This window comes from Paucisalibacillus globulus (assembly GCF_900184735.1).
In the GTDB taxonomy this organism is placed as follows: Bacteria; Bacillota; Bacilli; order Bacillales; family Amphibacillaceae; genus Ornithinibacillus; species Ornithinibacillus globulus_B.
Genome location: NZ_LT855386.1, coordinates 334,595 through 353,236, shown reverse-complemented (window position 1 = coordinate 353,236; position 18,642 = coordinate 334,595). Strand labels below are relative to the sequence as shown.

Sequence of the window (18,642 nt, the reverse complement as noted above, 5' to 3'; positions counted from 1 at the left end):
GATGGTGTCCTTTTTGTTTACTTTAATATCAGAAAATTGCGTGCGAAAAATAATAAGCATGGTCCTTACCATTAAAACGTTGGTAAGGACCATGCTTATATTAATTTACTGGGGTTTTGTCCCAGCCCCTTTTATAATGGATGTGAGTTGAACAAATATACTTCCATTTTTTTGAATTACCCTTTCACCGTAGTGATGAGCTCCGCATAGGCTATAGCACAACGGAAAGAGAGGAAGATGTAAATGGAGCTTACTTTAGCCCATTGGCTTTATGGTATTTTTACGCTAGCTATCATTGTAACCATGATATTCCGAAAAGGTGTCGTTCTTCCGACTTTATTAGGAACATTTATTATTGCGTGGGTGTATAAGGGAAGTATTGTAGATGGTTTTACCGCTATATTTAATGCTAATTTAATTGCTGCACAAGAATTATTTAGTATATTTTTGATTATTACATTCATGTTAGCTTTGCTAAATTCATTAAAGGATTTAGGGGCAGATGTGAGAATGATTCAACCGATTCAGAAAATCATGATAAACGGCCATATATCCTTTTTTGTATTAGTAGGTGTCACGTATGTTATTTCATTGTTCTTCTGGCCAACTCCTGCAGTACCGTTAATATGTGCGCTATTAGTTCCAGCTGCAGTAAGGGCTGGGTTACCAGCAATGACAGCCGCTGTTGCAATTGCTCTTGCTGGGCAAGGTATGGCGTTGTCATCTGACTACATTGTACAGGTAGCACCTAGCTTATCGGCAACCTCTGCTGGAATTGATGCAGGTACTGTTGCTGACAAATCATTAATTCTATCAGTTATAGCCGGTGGTATTGCCATATTATTAGCATACTTTATGTATCGTAAGGGTATTCGTACTAAGGATGATCCACGAAATGAAACTGAATTAAACACATTAAATGCTGCAGAAAACACGACCAACGAAGTAAAAACTAATAATTTGCCAAGATGGAGTAAAGTTTTTGCTATTTTTGTACCACTTTCCTTATTAGTTGTTGTAGTTTACATGATGTACAATAAGCTATTTACAGGTAGTGGTGGCTTAGTTGGCGGAGATGGGGCTGCATTTGTTGGTGGAGTAGCAGTTATTTTGTTACTTCTTTCAACGGTTGCTTTTGGTAAGCACCATGCCCTCGATTATATATCGAATCATATTACAGATGGATTTGTTTTTGCATTCAAAGCGATGGGACCCGTTATACCTATTGCAGGGTTCTTCTTTTTAGGAAGTGGTGATTTTGCAGGAAATATTATGGGAGTGGAAGAGGGGCCGTCTTTACTATTTGGTTTAGTAGAAGCTACCCAAGAGTTTTTACCACAAAGTGCGATACTTGCTGCGTTTAGTGTGTTAATTATCGGTATTATTACAGGACTAGATGGTTCAGGATTCTCTGGGTTACCGTTAACAGGGGCACTTGCCGCTTCACTTGAAACACAAGGTATGGACACTGCTACACTAGCTGCTATTGGCCAAATGGGTGCTATTTGGACTGGTGGGGGAACCATAGTGGCATGGTCTTCGCTTATTGCGATAGCTGGGTTTTGTGGTGTATCCGTAATGGAACTCGTTCGTAAAAACTTCTTACCAGTAATCATTGGTTTGTTTGTCATGACACTATTCGGAGTTTTTATTCTGTAAATTTAGACAATTATAATTGGTATCTAAGTTTCCTTTTGTTACAATCAAACTAGAAGTAATAAATAGTTGGAGGTAATATTGTGGCAAATCAAACGGTTGATATTGTAAGGGATTCCTTAAAAGCATTAGTAGATGACCGAACTTTTTTAACAGAATTAACTGGGGAGGATAGAAAGAAGGCATTTAATTCCTTACTTTCTATCCTTTCTACACCAGATCATGTTAATAAGTCCTATCTAAGAATTGCATTAGAGAATGGGCAAGTTGTACGAATTCCATCCTTTCGTGTTCAACACAATAATGTTCTTGGTCCTTATAAAGGGGGTATCCGTTTCCACGAGACTGTTAAAGAGGATGAGGTTGTTAATCTTGCCTCACTAATGACACTTAAAAATGCATTGCATGAAGTCCCATTTGGTGGTGGTAAAGGGGGAGTTGTAATTAATCCACGTGAATTTAGTGAACGGGACCTTTATGTGATTTGTAAGAAATATGTTCAATATTTTAGCGATATTCTTGGACCGGATAAAGACATCCCAGCACCTGATGTTGGAACAGGTGAACGTGAAATGGACTGGATGATGGCAGAATATAAAAGTATTCGTCCTGGTGAATCTTACCTTGGGAGTTTTACTGGAAAAAGTGTGATTAATGGGGGCTCACTAGGAAGAAGGGAAGCAACCGGCAAAGGTGTCTACTTCACATTTCGATATTTATTACATGATTTTGTTCAAGATAAAAAAAGTTGGTTATCAGAACGGGATAATATTTTTGCGCGTACTGCTTTATCATTAAGGGATAAACCCCTCAAACTTGCAATTCAAGGTTTTGGAAATGTAGGATCTGTTGCAGCACTATCAGCCTATCAATGTAATCACCTAAATAATAAAGTTGTTGCTGTTAGTGATCGCAATGTAACATTATATAATTCTGATGGCTTAGATGTCCCCTCATTAGTTAAATATGTATCATTAAATAAAGGCGATCTTCCAATAAATGAGGATCAACTAAGTGGAGCAGATATTAAGGCTAACATTCTAGAGCGTGAGGAGATTCTTGGGCTAGATGTGGATGTATTATTTTTGGCAGCGTTGGAGAACCAAATTCATATTGAAAATATGAAAAATACTAAAGCTAAGATAATTGTAGAAGGAGCCAATGCACCTGTAACTACAGAAGCGGATGATTACTTAAGTGATAAAGGAGTTATTATCATCCCCGATATTTTAGCAAATGCTGGAGGGGTGATCGTTTCTTATTTAGAGTGGCTTCAAGGAAGAGAAACACAATTCTATAGTGAGGAACAAGTATTTGAAAAATTATATGATAAAATGAAAAAGACCTTTGATTCCGTATTTCCACAGTTCTTTGGTGATCCATTCTCATTAAGACAAAACTGTTATATCCATGCAGTTATGAAGTTATCGACAATTTTATATCGACAAGGAAAGTTATACTAATAAATTGGATGAACTGGCTTATCATGAATAATGTAAGCCAGTTCATTTTAGTACTGAAAAAAAGGGAGAGATAACGATAGCTAAGGCTAAGCAAAGTACAAATATGGAGCCTACCTTGGTTTTTCCTTTCCAAAGTGTAATGGAAAAACCTAGTGTGTAAAAGAACATAATTAGTATTATTAACCAAATAAAAATTCTCAATCTCTAATCTCCTCTATTCTGGGTAAGTCACTCTGTCTCCCAAATTTTCCAAGTTTAACTTGAACATCTACATCTATTTTCATATCTGAATATGTTTCCATCCAATCAAAATTCTCCCAATCTGAAATAGTACTAAATTTCTTTCTTGCTAATAAAGACCAGCCAAATGGCTCTGACTTGTATTCTTCTTGTGTTTTTTTAACAAAGTCATTAAATTCTTTGTTAAGATTGTCTTCTATTGATTGTTCAAGCTTATTTCTTTTCTCTTCGTCTTTTTGATAGCCAGTCATACTGTGATTGGACAACACTTCCAATAATAATGGAACAGTAACATGGATACTAGGGGTTCCGCCAGTTAGTTTCAGGTCGAATTTTAACGGACTAGCATTTTCCATACGAAAGGCGATTCGATACTTCTCATCAAATGGATCTGGGATTGTTCCTAAAAAAAATCCTGGTTTTAAAGAAGGGTTTAATAATATAGCCATTCTAGTTTCTTCGATTGTTAATGAATCAATCATCATAGCTTCCTTAAATACGGCTGAACCTAAAAATTGGGTTAGATTGGATTCTCCTTGAAAGTCAAACTCCCCAGCAGTTATTTGTTGAGGGTCATCACTTGTCTGGATATTTTCGTCTTTCAACGTTGTACCATATATCCCTAAAAATAAATCAGCATCCGCTTCCGTAATTCGGAAAAATTGATATAATTGGGATTCGGGGATAGTACCCATCTCATTCCCAGTAGCTAGTATTTTTTCAAAGTATTCATGTGGTCTTGTTTCCAATAATGGCTTATTATTTTGAAAGAATGTGGCAGATTCTTCTTTTGTAACTAATAATTTGATGTCTCTTTCTATTTCCATCGATTTAGTTGCATCATAAATCCATCTAATGAAATTCTCGTCTCTAGCAAAATCCTCCGAAACGATAAGCATTCGTAACAAATCATATGTAATCTGTTTCGCAATAACTGAATTTGCCATATTTCTAGAGGATATGAAGTCATCCGCTACAAAGGATATTATCTCTCTTGGGGGTTCCTGTGAGCCACCACTTTGTGCAGAGGAACCTGCCTCTGGGTTTGAAATCAAATATGTGATTCTAACTTTGTTCTCTTTATCCTCTACTTTGTCAATTCCAATTGCAATTACAAAGGCAAGCTCTTCTACTTCTTTTTGATCCCAGCATCCACTTAGAAATAGTAAAAGGAATAAAACCAAGATAAACTTACCTAATATTTCTTTTATTAGCATTTTTAAATTCTCCTTTAAACATTGCAACCAACCACATTAATAATGGTAAGAGAAAAAAGAGAGGGGATGTCATTAATAGTAACTTTTCTTTTATGTCAAAAATAATAAAGGTAGGATTTTCCGGTATCATACCTAAAAAGACAATTAATGTAGCTAATGAAGGAATCAGGTATTCAAAGTGTTTTATTTTGAATAAATGCCCAAATAGAATGGCGTTGATATACAAATAGATACTAAACCTCACAAAGGTTGCAATAAGCCAAAATGGTAAAAAAAATGCCTCCATATTTATGATAAAGCCAAGTGAAATGGTCCGTATTAATTCATGATACGGATAATTTAACTGCATAATAGTTTTATAATCAAATAAAAATATATAGCAAACCATCACAATACTTAGGTTCATTATTATGAAAACCAGTGCTAACCATGTCCCTTTTTTAAAGACTATTTCACTTTTAATATATGGATAAAATAGAAATAGATATAGGAAGTCAGCATATAATGAAAGTCTTAGTGAACTTTCTTTTACTACTTCCCATGCTCCATCACCCAAAATCGGGAATATAAATGCAGTATTTCCCTGTCCAATAGTTAAGATTAACGCGAAAAATAAAGATACCTGGAGGTAGGGAAATACTGTCCAAGCAACGGAGCCGATTTGTTCAAAACCTCTTGTGGCTCCATAAGCACATACAAGCATTAAAATTCCGTAGACGATGATAGTAGGGGTTTTCGTGAAATACATGGTTCCGATAATATCCGTATAGATAGCTGTATCTACAATAACTGCTCCAAATGCAACAACCAACATTATGAACAGTATAATAAAACTGAAAAATTTTCCAAATAGATGATCAGACACTTCGAGTAAACTTTTGCCCTTATAGATGGTAAAAACCTTAATTAATAAGTAGATCGGAAAAATTGCAATCAGACCATTAATAATTGGTGCCATCCAACCAGCGTTCTTTATGTACTCAAATAATATAGTGGGTGTGTTGTCCGTAACTTTTGTACCAACCATTAGTAAGACTATAGCAATATATTCTTTTATACCTATTAACTGTTTCGATTGTTCCATTTGTACCCCCCTTATCGTTTTTTCAAATCTTTAGGTTTTAGGTAGCCAGGTCTTAGGATTTCTTTCTGTAATACCTTTCTAAAAATTTTATCCCCAGATGACGCATAGCTTGGTGTTAATGGAGATAGATATGGTACGCCAAAGGACTTAATGGAAACCATATAAAATATTCCCATGGTAAATAATGCTGTAATTCCATATAGACCCATAAAACTAGCAGAAAGTAATAGTAAAAACCTACTAATCCGGATGGTGAAATTCATACTAATATCACCAATTGCAAAGGAGCTCAGACCACCTAAGGCTACAATTATGACTACAATTGGACTAACAATATTTGCTTGAACTGCTGCTTGTCCTAAAATAAGTGCCCCAACGATACCAATAGTTGGGCCAATAGGACTTGGGACACGCAATCCTGCTTCTCTAATCAATTCGAAGGCAAACTCCATAATAAATACTTCAACAGCAGCAGGAAATGGCAACTTTTCTCTAGTAGCAGCAATTGCTAATAATAAATCAGGCGGTACCATTTCCGAATGATAGGTTACCACAGCTACATATAGAGATGAGGTGAATAACGTAATGAATAAAGCTAGTATTCGTAGTAACCTTGTGAAATTCCCGTACGGAAAACGTAAATAATGTTCTTCGGATGTATGATAGAATGACCAAAATGTTGCAGGGAGCACTAGTGCATCGGGTGAATTATCCATTAGTAATACGATATATCCATCTTCTATAAACGAAGCAGCACGATCCGGTCGCTCTGTATATAATATTGTGGGGAAAATTGAATATTTCCTTTCCTCAATATATTGCTCTAGTAGACTTAGATTCTGGATAGCATCAACATCAAGGGAATTGACCCTGTTCTTTACGTTCTGCAATAATTTGTCACTCACTAGATCTTTCTCATATAAAAGGAATAAATCATTCTTCGATCGTTTGGAGATAATGTGTGATTCAACAACTAAGTTCTCACTCTTTACCCTTTTCCTAATCAATGAAATATTGGTTGTTGCCTTTTCATTAAAACCTTCTTTCGGGCCTTTAACAACATTCTCATTTTGTGCTTTTTCTACTGCTCTACTTTCAAAATTAGACGCTCCAAGTAAGTATGCATGGTCCTCACCCTCTACAAATAGGGCAGCATTTCCTTGATTAATCTTGGTAATAATATCCCCAACTTTACTCTTTGTCTTAATGGATTGAATCGTAATAATATCTTCCACTTTTTTGGAAGAATCATTATTGTTAAGTAAAGGACTAATGACATAATCTTCAATTGCTTTTGAGTCAGTTATAGTATTTATAAAGAGGATAGTTGATTTTTTATTTATTCCAGATATATCGATGGGTCGTAATACTACATCCTGATTGTCGGGGTAGGAATAAATGGATTTAAATGTATCGATTGTCTCCTCGAAATTAGATGGAATATCAGATTCTTTGAGCTTTATATCCTTACTGGAGGACTTTTCATTTGAAATGGTCTTCTTATGAGTTTTTCTAAGTGATCTCTTCAACATGGAAAACAACAACTCCAACTATCCGTTTTCTTATACGTTTCCACCTAACAGGAAAAATTATGTAACATTAGCAAAAAATAAAACCCTACAAGATTAGGGTTTTAACGTAAATAGGGTGAAATATAATCAATTGCTTTTTGTAACTTTTCACTATTTCGTTGATACATTTGTTTGGACATTTCATTATTAGTTGCCAGACCAAATAATTCTAAATCTGCCTGACATTTGTTCATGGTTGCCAGTAAGAGTGGTTTCTGGGAGGGGCTTGGTACAGCTAAAGTATCATCATATAAATCAACAGTTAATTGCCCATCACTATCCACTTGTCCTAAAAACACATTTTCTATACTAACATTCATTTTTTCTAATTCTGTTTCTAACCAAGTAGGATTTAATGATATATTTGCCAAGGGTTCGAGTAGTGGTTTACCGTCCATAATGACGGTTTGTGGTTCCCGATCGGGAGCAAGTTTTAATGCTAGGTCTTTTGCTGTAATTGGGCGATTTTCTCTTTTAGGTAATACATTAAGTTTGCCTGTTGGTTCCAGAACAGCAAATTCTACATCTGCGACTTTAAAGATATTTCGTTCACGTAGACTCTCCAATAGGTCATCTGTTGAATAATGTTCCTTTTTTAGATTATCTTCCATAATCTTTCCGTTTTGAATAACTACTCGGCTTTTTCCTTGGGTAAAATTGCGAAATGCCTTGCTCTTTAAGGAAATTAATTCAACTAGATAAGGGAAGATAAACCAAATAAACATAGATATTAACGCAAAATGAATAGGACTATCTAATGTGCTCACATGGATAGCAACAATACCGCCTAAAACAATGCCAGTAATATACTCAAATATATTTAGTTGTGATAGTTGCTTCATCCCCAACCATTTCGTAAAAAAAAATAAAATGATAAGGAGGGAGAACGCACGAATTATAATTTGAATCCAATCAGGCATAGTTACTAATCCTCTCTATTGGTTGTATTGTGGTTCCTCTCGAGCAAGCGTTAGGACCTGTTTTTCTAAGTCATTCTTTATTTCAGTTATCATTTCTTGAGTTTCTCGATAAGCATTCCGAGCATCAACTTCATTCGTTTGGTTGGCTAGTATTCCTAAGGTTGCTTCGATGTTTTTAATACTCGCATAGCATGTTTTTACTTGTGAACCAACAGTCATCATTTATCCTCCTTACGTTCTAACCTTTAGGTTTGAATAGTAAAGCTCCGATAAAACCGAATATGATTGCAGCGGAAATACCAGAACTAGTAACCTCAAACATTCCAGTAATGACACCGATGATTCCGTGTTTTTCTGCTTCTTGCATAGCTCCATGGACTAATGAGTTCCCGAAACTTGTAATGGGTACTGTTGCACCAGCTCCGGCAAAATCAATTAAGGGTTCGTATAATCCTAATCCATCCAGAATAGCACCAGAAACCACTAGAATACTCAATGTATGACCCGGACTCAATTTAAAAACATCGAACATGATTTGTCCGATTACACAAATAAATCCACCGATAACAAATGCCCAGAAAAAAATCATGTTACATCACTCCCAGCTTCTATAGATACTGCATGAGCAATACATGGAATTGGATCTTTTTGATTCACACTTAATGGGGAGTGAAGGGCCCCAGTCGCTACAACTAGTATTTTTCCCAATTTCCCTTTTTTCATTAAATCCAAGAAATGACCATAGGTTACAACTGCTGAACAAGCTGGGCCACTACCACCAGCTAAGACGGGTTGATCTTCACGGTACACTGTTAGACCACAGTCAACAAATTTCTCCTCCGGTATATTTATATCGTTTTTGTGGAGTAAATCTAATGCAACTTCTCTTCCTATATGTGCCAAATCACCAGTAATAATCAAATCATAATACGAAATATCTACCTTTCTTTCCTTTAGGTGGGTCATGATGGTATCTACTGCAGCTGGCGCCATTGCTCCGCCCATATTAAACGGATCAGTCATTCCCATATCGACAATTTTGCCAATCGTTGCCGAGGTTATTCTTGGACCTTGACCTGTTTTAGCAACTAACGCACAGCCAGCACCTGTTACGGTCCATTGTGCAGTAGGAGGTTTCTGTCCTCCGTATTCAGTTGGATAACGGAATTGTTTCTCAGCTGCTGCATTATGTGAAGATGTTCCACTAAGTATATAATCTGCACCATTTGCATTTATCATAAATGCTGCAAGTGCTAAGCTCTCCATTGATGTAGCACAAGCACTAAATAAACCAAAGTAAGGTGAACCAATTGTTTTAGCGGCAAAACTTGTTGGTGTTATTTGATTTATTAAATCTCCACTGATAAAAAAAGACACTTGTTCTTTTTGGATGGAGCTATTTTTAAGTGCATATTGGCAGGCTTCTTCCATCATCATTTGCTGTGCTTTCTCGAAGGATGCTTGTTCTAACCACATATCATCGTGTAAAATGTTAAAAGCATGGGGAATGTTCCCATTTGCTTCAAATGGACCTCCAACAGTCCCAGTTGAAATAATGACGGGATTATTCTCAAATATCCAAGTGCGGTGTCCAGTCAACATTATAATCCACCCCATGTTAAAATTATGGTTTTTATTAATGCCACAACAAATGCGGAGAAAACACCAAACAGAATAACTGAACCTGCGAGCTTAAACATGTTACCACCGACTCCAAGTACAAAACCTTCCGTACGATGCTCAATGGCTGCTGAGATTACAGCATTGCCAAATCCGGTTACAGGAACAGCAGAGCCTGCCCCAGCAAATTGACCTATACGATCGTACACTCCAAAACCTGTTAGTAGCATGGTAATAAAGATTAATGTTGCGGTAGTAGGGTTTCCAGCTGTTTGTTCCGTGAAGTCAAAATAATAAATATAAAATGTAGAAATTAGCTGGCCGATAAAACAAATAAATCCACCCACTAAAAATGCTTTAATGCAATTTTTTAATATTGGACGCTTAACCTCTCTTTTATCTTGAGAATCTTGATAATCTTGAGCATTTGGAGGGAGGTTTTTTTTCTTTTTATCTGCCATAATCAGTCCTTCTTTCTTTTTATACCAATTGGTGTTATGTTTGTTCCTTTAGTAATTTGCTAATGTGCTTTAGCTTTTTATTTAGCTCTTTTTGGCTAATGGTATTGTTTTGTAATTGTCTTTCAAGCACTTCTAATTCTAAAATTATCTTTTTATCAGTAGCAAGCTCAACAGTTAAGTTATCACCTTTAAAATTCTTATCCATCTCTTTTGATAACTTTTTGTTAATTTCTGATAGTTGAAACCGTTCATGATGGGGAACTTCTATTGCAATAATAAGCAATTCATTTGTATTGACAGCAAAAACCTTCTGAACATTTTCTTTTTGGGATAATAATTGTTTTGCTTCATTTGCAAATTTCTGGTCGTAAATCTGTTTAGATGAAATCTGTGATACATTCACTTGTCCCTGGGAAGTAGATGGATTAGCTTCTTCATTCGTGCAACCAATTAATACTAACAATGTGAAGATTCCATATATGATTATGATTCGGTACTTTTTCATTATTATCACCTAGTTCTATTTTGGTAGAAGAGGAGAGGGGAAGCCTCTCCTCTAGTTAAAATCCCTTGTACTGAGGTTCTTCCTGTTCGATTTGTTGCACACGAGGCTCAACATTATCTAGAATACTTTGGGCTTGCTGTGCAGCCTGTTCATACATCTGTTTTGCTTGTTTATTTTCTGTTTGTAGTGCAAATTGCTCGAAACTTGCTTGTACACTTTTTAAACCAGCTACTGCTTGTTTAATTTGACTTCCAACTGTCATGAGTATTCCTCCTTTAGAAAATAACCTACATTATTTAGCATCTTGAAACATTATCGAAATATACTTGTTAGGTGTTTCCAATTCACATAAAAAAGGTGCTCCGGATTGGAACACCTTTAGTAATTAGCATATTGATTATTGTCTATCCTAAAGAAAAACTGGTAAATATTATTATTTCCCTACCTTGAAAATTACCTCATTTACTTTATCATTTGTATTATCTGGATGTTCTTTATTCGTTTCGAGAGTTTCGGGAATAGATATGGATATGGTTTCATCGTCAATCCAATTAACGGATAAAATTGGCCACTGGAAATCAAATAAATTATTTGTAATGGTTTCATTCTCTAACGGTAGAACTTCCCAATTTTCTAAATCAACTACAACTGCATTGGATAACGGATATTCATAGTTTGATTCCCTAGTGAATTTTAGTAATAACTTTGATTGTTCCGGCGATACCGTAGCTTGTTCGAAACTCGCCAGGTCGGCTACTAATAAGCCTGTATTTTCACTTGATTCATCTAATAATAAGTAGGAACATTGATCTTCCAAACATGCAAATTCTAATAAGTAAATACTATTTTCTTCTTTATTCACCATTTGCTGAATACCCATTTGTTCAATAATGGATTGTCTGTCTTCAGCTGCGTGTAGATAGGCACTAAGAATTGGAATTTGTTTTAAATTCACACGTAAAATCTCATCATTTAGTTTAAATTCAATAAATTCATCTACTTCTTCGTCATTGACCAATTCTTCAATAAGTTCAGGTTCATCTGTTACCTCTTCAGGGGGAGTATTTACTTTTACGATTGCAGGTTCACTATTCGAACATGAAACTAGGAAAAATAGTATAAGTATAAGAAAAACTCTACGTAAATCACGTATCATAACTTTGACACTCCAGTACAAAGTGTTATTTTGATTTAATTATACAGTAACTTTTGTTCTAAGTAACATAATAAACAAAAGGAGGCTGGGACATAACTAAAAGTAAAAGTTGAAAACCTGAACGAAACGCCACATCAGCTCCGGAAATATACGGAGACTCCTGCGGGAGGATAGGCATCGGTGAGACCCCGGAAGAGCTTTAGCTCTGAGGAGGCTCACCAGCCGCCCGCGGAAAGCGTAGTATATTTCCGGAGCGGGTCTATGCGCTGCGGGAGGATAGGCATCGGTGAGACCCCGGAAGAGCTTTAGCTCTGAGGAGGCTCACCAGCCGCCCGCGGAAAGCGTAGTATATTTCCGGAGCGGGTCTATGCGCTTTTCATGTTCGTTCGGATTCTAAACAATCAAAAACTCTTTTGTCCCAGCCTCGTAACTTAAATGATTATATAATTAATTATGTCTTTTTATTCTTCCATATTTTCCTTCATACTAATGGCTTTGGTTATACGGTTTGCGCGGATCATAAGTAAAACAATCAGAAAGATGATTAAAGAAATTGTAATCACTAGCGAAATCATAGGCGAAACCTCCATACATTGTTAGTATAACTGCCTAAATTAGTTATCATTTATTGATAAATTTTGGTAAACTAAACTTAATAATAAACACTTGATAAATAATTTACTTCTTTTCTGATTCATTACTAAAGACACAAAGGGGGGAGAATAGAATTATGAAAACTTTTTTGTTAAAAGCTTTACAAATTGTTGAAAGTCAAAATGAAGAGATCGTGAAAACAGATATTGATTTGTTAGATGGTCTCATTATTAACCGGGAGGATGATAATAATACATGGCTTATAGAGGCATTATTAGATAAAAAATATATAGAGTTTTTTAAGGAAATGAAGGAAAAACAAGAGCAAGTGATGATTGAAGTGAAAATAAGCAAATTAACTAATGCACCTGCAACATTCATTACTTCAATTGATAGTATTAATAAAATTGGAAAACATATTAATGTTATGTTTATGGGCAAAATCATTGATAAAAGAAATAGTAAAATTGAAGAAATGCTTAGTGAATTGATTGAGAAGGGTTATGAAGGGGAAGAACTATTGAATAGATTTAAAAAGCTTCTATAATAAAGGCTAGCCCTATTTATTAGACTAGCCTTAACCTGTGCAAACTCCGTGTTATCTGTGGTCTTTCTCGTAAGCCTCTAATAAGAAATCTACAATATGAACAGCTCTCATTGTACCGGATAGACCCTCACGTTCAATCCCTAGTTTCATTTGTAGTAAACAGCCAGGATTTGCTGTGACAATTGTTTTTGCTCTTGTCTTTTTTGCTTGGTCCATCTTATAGTCCAAAATTTCCATCGACATTTCTGATTCTACGATGTTATAAATACCTGCAGAACCACAACATCTACTTGCATCTTTCATCTCAATATACGTAACACCATTAATGGATTGTAACAGCTTCCTTGGTTCCATAAACGTTTTTTGTCCATTTTTTAAATGACAGGAGTCCTGATACGTAACAATTTGTTCATCTAATGTTAAATTCTCATTTGCAAAATCTAATTCTACTAAAATGCTTGTAATATCTTTAATTTTTGCAGAGAATTCCTTGGCGCGTTCAGACCAATTTATATCATCTTTTAATAAATAATCATAATCTACTAAGAAAGCTCCACAACCACCAGCATTTGTTATGATGTAATCGGCACCAACATCCTCAAATGCTTGAATATTTCGTTTTGCCATTTCTTTTGATTTTTCCCGTTCGCCACTGTGACCATGAAGTGCACCACAACAGTTTTGAGTATCTGGAATAACTATTTCACATCCTGCATATTGGAGGAGTTTCATGGTTGCATCATTTGTTTTCATGAACATGGTGTCCATGAGACATCCAGAAAAGAAGGCAACTTTTTTCTTTTGTCTTTTTAAAGCAGGTAAATGGTTTGGTCTATTTTTAAGTTCTTTCTTTGTAGGTACAGAAGGAAGAACTTTTTCCATTGTGCTTAACGATTCTGGAAAGAAATTCATGATACCACTTTTTCTGGCTACTTTTTGTAGACCGGAGCGTTGATAAAAACCAAGTAGGTTGGTTGCTGCAACCATTCTATTTTGGTGTGGGAAAAGATTGTTAAACACGATTCCCCGCACAGCTTTCTCTGGTAATGACTGCTTTTTATTTTGATTTATTATATCTCGAGCCTGTTCTAGAAGGTGACCATACTTTACACCGGATGGACAAACCGGTTCACATGCCCTACAACCTAGGCATAAATCAAGTGAGCGCTTAACATCTTCGTCCGGCTCCATTTCACCATCCACAACTGCTTTCATCATCGCAATTCGCCCTCGGGGTGATTGTGATTCATCCATGCCAGACTCAATATAAGTGGGGCAGCTTGGAAGGCAGAAGCCGCAACGCATACAATTAAGTATTTGATCGTAATCCATCTTTTCTTTAAATCCCTGTGCGATTCTTTCCCTTTCAGCTGTTTTCATTTTTGAACCACCACTCTTTTCCTGTTTATATCTGTAAAGACCTTACCAGGGTTCATAATGCTATTTGGATCAAATGCTAATTTAATGTTTCGCATTAAGTCAATCCCAGCTTCTCCTACTTTTAAGTGAAGATAGGGAAGTTTCATCGCACCTACACCATGCTCACCCGTTATTGTTCCACCCAGCTCAATAGCCTTGTGAAAAATTTCTTCAAATGCTTTTTCAACACGTTCCATTTCTTGTTTATCTCGAATATCGGTAAGACAAGTAGGATGGAGGTTCCCGTCGCCAGCATGACCAAATGTACAAATAGTTACTTGGTTTCTTCTGGCTATTTCTTCTATAGCACTTACCATCTTAGCAATTTCAGATCGAGGTACAGTAGCATCTTCTAATATAGTAGTTGGCCTTAGACGGGCTAGAGCTGATAATGCTGCTCTCCTTGCAGTCGTTAGTGCTTCTGCATCTTCTGAGGATTTTGCTAAAGTAACTTCTATAGCTTGATTTTCCTTGCAGATTTTTGCGATTCTATCCATGTCTTGTTCGACAATTTCTATAGGGCCGTCTTGTTCAATAATTAATACCGCTTTTACATCGGTAGGTAAGCCGATTTGGGCAAAATCTTCCACTGCTTTTAATGTCGGTTGATCTAAAAATTCTAGTGTAGCAGGGATAATTCTATTGGCAATGATAGCAGATACAGATTTTGCTGCAGCATCAAGATTTTGGTAGAGTACTAGCATAGTTTTCTTTGTTTCAGGCTTTGGAATGAGTTTTAATGTTGCCTCTGTAACGATTCCTAAAGTACCTTCTGAACCAACAAATAATCTCGTTAGATCATAACCTGCTACATCCTTTGCTAGTTTTCCTCCTGTTTTTATGATTTCACCATTTGGTAATACCACTTCTAGTCCCATTACATAATCACGAGTTACACCATATTTTAATCCGCGAAGGCCACCAGAATTTTCATTAATGTTACCACCAATTTGTGATATCTTCATGGAACTAGGGTCAGGAGGATAGAAGAATCCTTTTTCTTCCACTGCTTCAATTATTGTTTGTGTAATGACGCCAGGTTGTGTCCTTACAGTTAGGTTTTCTTCATCTATTTCTAAGATTTTATTAAAGTGTTTCATTAATAAAACGATTCCGCCATAAAGTGGCGTTGTTCCAGCACTCAAATTAGTACCAGATCCACGAGGTACAATGGGAATGTTATGTTGATTACAAAGCTTCACAATGTCCGCAACTTCATGTTTATTTCTTGGTGATATAACTGCGTCGGGAAGAGATTGAAATCCCGGAGTTGCATCATATGAATAAGATAGTAAACTAGTTTTAGAATCTTGATAGTTTTCTTCACCGACAATAGATTGTAACTTCTTCTTTAAATGTTCTTCTAGCATGGGGCATGCTCCTAGAGTTTTTCTTTTATTCTATAAGAAAAGACGCTTTGCGAAAATGGATTAATATACAATAAAATTATAAAAATAACGTATTATTTTAGATGTTCATCCAAGAAGTGTAGTCCCATATAGAAAAGAGTAATTGAATAGGTGTCTTTAGGGTTATATCCAGTTAATTGTTCAATACGACTTAATCGATAATGTAAGGTATTAATATGGATATGCAGTTCTTTTGCTGTGTGTTTTAAATTCATGTTATTACTAAGAAGAGTTTTCAATGTCTGAAATAATGGTTTCTCATATAATAAGTTAGAAAATACTTTCTCAATAAAGATCTCTTTAACATCCAAACTAATTTCATCCAAACAAATTTCTAACAATAAATCATCATAAGCAGTAATGGTATCAAGTTTACCGATAGTTAAGGCTTTGATAGCTCTGTGGTAAGATTCCTTCAACCTAAATGTATCCGACATGGTGCCAATCCCGATTGAAATTAAAATATTAAACTTGTCAGTTACATAATTTTGTAAAGAGCGTAATTGCAATTTTAATTGTTGTGACTCATAGTGTTTTTCTTCCGTTAAGATTAAGATTCGGTTATTTCCCCAGCGAATAGCCGTACACTTAATCTTTAAATGAAGAAGGTTTAGGATTACATGTAATTGGTCGTTACTTACTTCTTGTTTAATCTCCATAATGATACATCTAAATGGTGGAGGAATATCTATACCGAGTAAATTACCTTTATAAATAAATTCAGTAGTAATCTCATCCATTTGAATCCAATCAAAGAAGTATGATTCAATAGCCCTAGCATGCCATTCTGTTTCCTGTATTAAGATATTTTCACGGATTAATAATTCAGTCATCTTTTTCATAACAGATGCAAATGGAATAATCCTTTCTGGGTCTCCGGTAATACCTATAACACCAATTACTTCGTTTTTAATCGTGATAGGTAAATTAACACCAGGGCGGATCCCCTCTAACTCTTGGACATGCTTTTCTGATAATATTGTCGTGGAGTTGTTTCGAATGGTGAGATAGGCTCCTTCATGATAATCTCCTATACGGGTGGGATCAGTACTTGCGATAATAATAGCGCGCTCATTTAAGATAATTATATCCTCATTGATGAGTTTACTGGTTTCATTGATAATTTTTTGACCTAATTCTGGTGTTAATTCCATAATTATCCTCCAAAATTCTCTACAAGTCTTTCCAAATTTATTATTTTGCTTTATAATCTGTGGATATTATACACTTAAGTTTATCATCAAATTTAGAGAATGGTCGACAAAATCATAATATACGATGATAGTTTATTATTAAATGGACAATTTGTCGGATAGTGAAGGCAATAAGGATGAAACATGCTATAATAAAAATGGAAGATTTCCTGAAAATACAGGAAATTTCAAGGAGTATGAATACTCATGAGTTTACCAAAGTCTTTATTACGTTGGATAAACAAATTATCACCAGTTAGAATGATATTGTTTTTTTATGTATTAGCTGCCATTTTTTCTACGGCACTACTATGTTTGCCTGCTGCATTTCAGGATGGGGTAGAAGTAGCTTTTATAGATATAGTTTTTACCGCTGTTAGTGCATTAAGTGTTACCGGGTTAAGTACGATAACCATTTCTGATACATTAAGTACTACAGGGATTTTTATACTAGCCTTTATTCTGCAACTTGGTGCGGTTGGTGTTATGGCAATTGGTACATTTATATGGCTATTAATCGGTAAGAAGATCGGACTAAAGGAACGACAATTAATTATGACTGATCAAAATCAAACGAATTTTGAAGGTATGGTTCGTTTGATTAAGCAAATCTTCATTGTTTTGTTAACGGTGGAAATTATCTCCTTCCTTATTTTGGGTACTTATTTTCTTAAGTACTTTGAATCACCTTCTGAGGCGTTTTTTCATGGTTTTTTTGGTACGATAAGCGCAGTTACTAATGGAGGTTTTGATATAACTGGAAATTCACTTATTCCATATAAAGATGATTACTTTATCCAATTTATAAATATGTTGTTGATTATTTTTGGTGCAATAGGTTTTCCGGTTTTAATAGAAATTAAAAACTTTTTATTCTCAAAGAAAAATAGTCAAATGACTATGCATTTTAGTTTATTCACCAAAGTAACCACATTGACCTTTGGAATCTTAATTATCATTGGGAGTATTGTTATTTACTTATTAGACATGCGTAATTTCTTTGTAGGAAAGAGTTGGCATGAAAGTGTATTCTATTCTCTTTTTCAATCTATAACCACTAGAAGTGGTGGGCTTTCTACCATGGATGTAAGTTTATTGACCGAGTCCAATCATTTGTGGATGTCGTTCTTGATGTTTATTGGGGCATCTCCTAGTAGTGCAGGAGGAGGAATCAGAACAACTACATTTGCTTTAGCGGTTATTTTTATTATTACATACGCACGTGGTGGTAGTAGTATACGTATTTTTAGAAGAGAAGTTCATGAAGATGATCTTATGAAAGCCGTAACTGTTACATTGATGGCCATGTTAATGGTCTTTGTCTCGGTACTGTTTATTACGACATATGAACCATTTTCCATCACAGAGATTATGTTTGAGGTTACGTCTGCGTTTGGAACTGTTGGACTGTCCTTAGGCATTACAGCTGAGTTATCAACTTTCACCAAAATAATTCTCATGATATTGATGTTTATCGGTAGAGTAGGAATCATTACTTTCCTATTTATGTTTAAGAAAACAAAGAAAACAGGGGATTATCACTATCCAAAAGAACGAATTAGTATTGGATAAAATAGATAACAAGCG

The 18,642-nt window shown here is 35.4% G+C and carries 18 protein-coding genes; 4 read left to right on the top strand and 14 right to left on the bottom strand.

Annotated elements, in window-relative coordinates; translation table 11 throughout:
• Positions 1-243: 243 nt before the first annotated feature.
• Together BN999_RS03875 and BN999_RS03870 are read left to right on the top strand one after the other, a co-directional pair.
• Positions 244-1,659 (top strand): hypothetical protein, encoded by a 1,416-nt coding sequence (locus BN999_RS03875; RefSeq protein WP_096270075.1) that lies wholly within the window; start codon positions 244-246, stop codon positions 1,657-1,659.
• Positions 1,660-1,739: 80 nt separating this feature from the next.
• Positions 1,740-3,119: a Glu/Leu/Phe/Val family dehydrogenase gene (locus BN999_RS03870; RefSeq protein ID WP_096270074.1), complete on the top strand. Its 1,380-nt coding sequence runs from the start codon at positions 1,740-1,742 to the stop codon at positions 3,117-3,119.
• 197 nt (positions 3,120-3,316) lie between these two features.
• Here BN999_RS03870 and BN999_RS03865 read toward each other — a convergent pair whose 3' ends face one another.
• The 11 genes from BN999_RS03865 to BN999_RS03815 form a co-directional block, all read right to left on the bottom strand.
• Positions 3,317-4,576 carry a Ger(x)C family spore germination protein gene (locus BN999_RS03865; protein ID WP_096270073.1) on the bottom strand — a complete coding sequence of 420 codons (1,260 nt, stop codon included), beginning with the start codon at positions 4,574-4,576 and terminating at the stop codon, positions 3,317-3,319.
• Positions 4,551-5,660 (bottom strand): GerAB/ArcD/ProY family transporter, encoded by a 1,110-nt coding sequence (locus BN999_RS03860; protein WP_096270072.1) that lies wholly within the window; start codon positions 5,658-5,660, stop codon positions 4,551-4,553. Before BN999_RS03860 ends, BN999_RS03865 begins: the two co-directional genes overlap by 26 nt.
• Positions 5,661-5,671: 11 nt before the next feature.
• Positions 5,672-7,192, bottom strand: coding sequence for a spore germination protein (locus BN999_RS03855; protein WP_176481861.1), 1,521 nt, complete (start codon positions 7,190-7,192; stop codon positions 5,672-5,674).
• Positions 7,193-7,293: 101 nt separating this feature from the next.
• The gene (locus tag BN999_RS03850) at positions 7,294-8,151 is read right to left on the bottom strand and encodes a DUF421 domain-containing protein (protein ID WP_096270071.1); all 858 of its coding nucleotides are present in this window, start codon (positions 8,149-8,151) and stop codon (positions 7,294-7,296) included.
• Positions 8,152-8,166: 15 nt separating this feature from the next.
• Positions 8,167-8,370, bottom strand: a complete 204-nt coding sequence (locus BN999_RS03845) for a DUF1657 domain-containing protein (protein WP_096270070.1) — start codon at positions 8,368-8,370, stop codon at positions 8,167-8,169.
• A gap of 19 nt (positions 8,371-8,389) precedes the next feature.
• Positions 8,390-8,740, bottom strand: a complete 351-nt coding sequence (gene spoVAE, locus BN999_RS03840; RefSeq protein WP_096270069.1) for a stage V sporulation protein AE — start codon at positions 8,738-8,740, stop codon at positions 8,390-8,392.
• Positions 8,737-9,753 carry a stage V sporulation protein AD gene (gene spoVAD / locus BN999_RS03835; RefSeq protein WP_096270068.1) on the bottom strand — a complete coding sequence of 339 codons (1,017 nt, stop codon included), beginning with the start codon at positions 9,751-9,753 and terminating at the stop codon, positions 8,737-8,739. Before spoVAD ends, spoVAE begins: the two co-directional genes overlap by 4 nt.
• Positions 9,753-10,232, bottom strand: a complete 480-nt coding sequence (gene spoVAC, locus BN999_RS03830; protein ID WP_096270067.1) for a stage V sporulation protein AC — start codon at positions 10,230-10,232, stop codon at positions 9,753-9,755. Before spoVAC ends, spoVAD begins: the two co-directional genes overlap by 1 nt.
• A 34-nt stretch (positions 10,233-10,266) precedes the next feature.
• Entirely contained in the window at positions 10,267-10,737 is a 471-nt protein-coding gene (locus BN999_RS03825; protein ID WP_096270066.1) for a hypothetical protein, read from the bottom strand.
• Positions 10,738-10,792: 55 nt separating this feature from the next.
• A complete protein-coding gene (locus tag BN999_RS03820; RefSeq protein ID WP_096270065.1) occupies positions 10,793-10,999 on the bottom strand; it encodes a DUF1657 domain-containing protein in 207 nt (68 codons plus the stop codon).
• 171 nt (positions 11,000-11,170) lie between these two features.
• Positions 11,171-11,893, bottom strand: coding sequence for a hypothetical protein (locus BN999_RS03815; RefSeq protein WP_096270064.1), 723 nt, complete (start codon positions 11,891-11,893; stop codon positions 11,171-11,173).
• A gap of 730 nt (positions 11,894-12,623) precedes the next feature.
• On the opposite strand from BN999_RS03815, the gene BN999_RS03810 reads away from it, so the two are divergent.
• A complete protein-coding gene (locus BN999_RS03810; protein ID WP_096270063.1) occupies positions 12,624-13,034 on the top strand; it encodes a YwpF family protein in 411 nt (136 codons plus the stop codon).
• A 51-nt stretch (positions 13,035-13,085) separates the two neighbouring features.
• Here BN999_RS03810 and BN999_RS03805 read toward each other — a convergent pair whose 3' ends face one another.
• The 3 genes from BN999_RS03805 to BN999_RS03795 all read right to left on the bottom strand — a co-directional run bounded on the left by BN999_RS03805 (position 13,086) and on the right by BN999_RS03795 (position 17,016).
• A complete protein-coding gene (locus tag BN999_RS03805) occupies positions 13,086-14,414 on the bottom strand; it encodes a (Fe-S)-binding protein (protein WP_096270062.1) in 1,329 nt (442 codons plus the stop codon).
• Positions 14,411-15,823, bottom strand: a complete 1,413-nt coding sequence (glcD, locus tag BN999_RS03800) for a glycolate oxidase subunit GlcD (RefSeq protein ID WP_096270061.1) — start codon at positions 15,821-15,823, stop codon at positions 14,411-14,413. The genes BN999_RS03805 and glcD overlap by 4 nt, the downstream gene beginning before the upstream one ends.
• Positions 15,824-15,915: 92 nt before the next feature.
• A complete protein-coding gene (locus BN999_RS03795; protein WP_096270060.1) occupies positions 15,916-17,016 on the bottom strand; it encodes a CdaR family transcriptional regulator in 1,101 nt (366 codons plus the stop codon).
• A 246-nt stretch (positions 17,017-17,262) separates the two neighbouring features.
• On the opposite strand from BN999_RS03795, the gene BN999_RS03790 reads away from it, so the two are divergent.
• Positions 17,263-18,627 carry a TrkH family potassium uptake protein gene (locus BN999_RS03790; protein WP_096270059.1) on the top strand — a complete coding sequence of 455 codons (1,365 nt, stop codon included), beginning with the start codon at positions 17,263-17,265 and terminating at the stop codon, positions 18,625-18,627.
• The last annotated feature ends 15 nt before the right edge of the window (positions 18,628-18,642 follow it).

Excerpts from the sequence above, each read along its gene's own strand:
- BN999_RS03820 (WP_096270065.1), bottom strand. The coding sequence starts at position 10,999 with ATGACAGTTGGAAGTCAAATTAAACAAGCAGTAGCTGGTTTAAAAAGT.
- BN999_RS03855 (WP_176481861.1), bottom strand. The coding sequence starts at position 7,192 with ATGTTGAAGAGATCACTTAGAAAAACTCATAAGAAGACCATTTCAAAT.
- BN999_RS03815 (WP_096270064.1), bottom strand. The coding sequence starts at position 11,893 with ATGATACGTGATTTACGTAGAGTTTTTCTTATACTTATACTATTTTTC.
- spoVAC (WP_096270067.1), bottom strand. The coding sequence starts at position 10,232 with ATGGCAGATAAAAAGAAAAAAAACCTCCCTCCAAATGCTCAAGATTAT.
- spoVAD (WP_096270068.1), bottom strand. The coding sequence starts at position 9,753 with ATGTTGACTGGACACCGCACTTGGATATTTGAGAATAATCCCGTCATT.
- BN999_RS03805 (WP_096270062.1), bottom strand. The coding sequence starts at position 14,414 with ATGAAAACAGCTGAAAGGGAAAGAATCGCACAGGGATTTAAAGAAAAG.
- BN999_RS03790 (WP_096270059.1), top strand. The coding sequence starts at position 17,263 with ATGAGTTTACCAAAGTCTTTATTACGTTGGATAAACAAATTATCACCA.
- BN999_RS03795 (WP_096270060.1), bottom strand. The coding sequence starts at position 17,016 with ATGGAATTAACACCAGAATTAGGTCAAAAAATTATCAATGAAACCAGT.
- BN999_RS03860 (WP_096270072.1), bottom strand. The coding sequence starts at position 5,660 with ATGGAACAATCGAAACAGTTAATAGGTATAAAAGAATATATTGCTATA.
- glcD (WP_096270061.1), bottom strand. The coding sequence starts at position 15,823 with ATGCTAGAAGAACATTTAAAGAAGAAGTTACAATCTATTGTCGGTGAA.
- BN999_RS03875 (WP_096270075.1), top strand. The coding sequence starts at position 244 with ATGGAGCTTACTTTAGCCCATTGGCTTTATGGTATTTTTACGCTAGCT.
- spoVAE (WP_096270069.1), bottom strand. The coding sequence starts at position 8,740 with ATGATTTTTTTCTGGGCATTTGTTATCGGTGGATTTATTTGTGTAATC.
- BN999_RS03810 (WP_096270063.1), top strand. The coding sequence starts at position 12,624 with ATGAAAACTTTTTTGTTAAAAGCTTTACAAATTGTTGAAAGTCAAAAT.
- BN999_RS03865 (WP_096270073.1), bottom strand. The coding sequence starts at position 4,576 with ATGCTAATAAAAGAAATATTAGGTAAGTTTATCTTGGTTTTATTCCTT.
- BN999_RS03850 (WP_096270071.1), bottom strand. The coding sequence starts at position 8,151 with ATGCCTGATTGGATTCAAATTATAATTCGTGCGTTCTCCCTCCTTATC.
- BN999_RS03845 (WP_096270070.1), bottom strand. The coding sequence starts at position 8,370 with ATGACTGTTGGTTCACAAGTAAAAACATGCTATGCGAGTATTAAAAAC.
- BN999_RS03825 (WP_096270066.1), bottom strand. The coding sequence starts at position 10,737 with ATGAAAAAGTACCGAATCATAATCATATATGGAATCTTCACATTGTTA.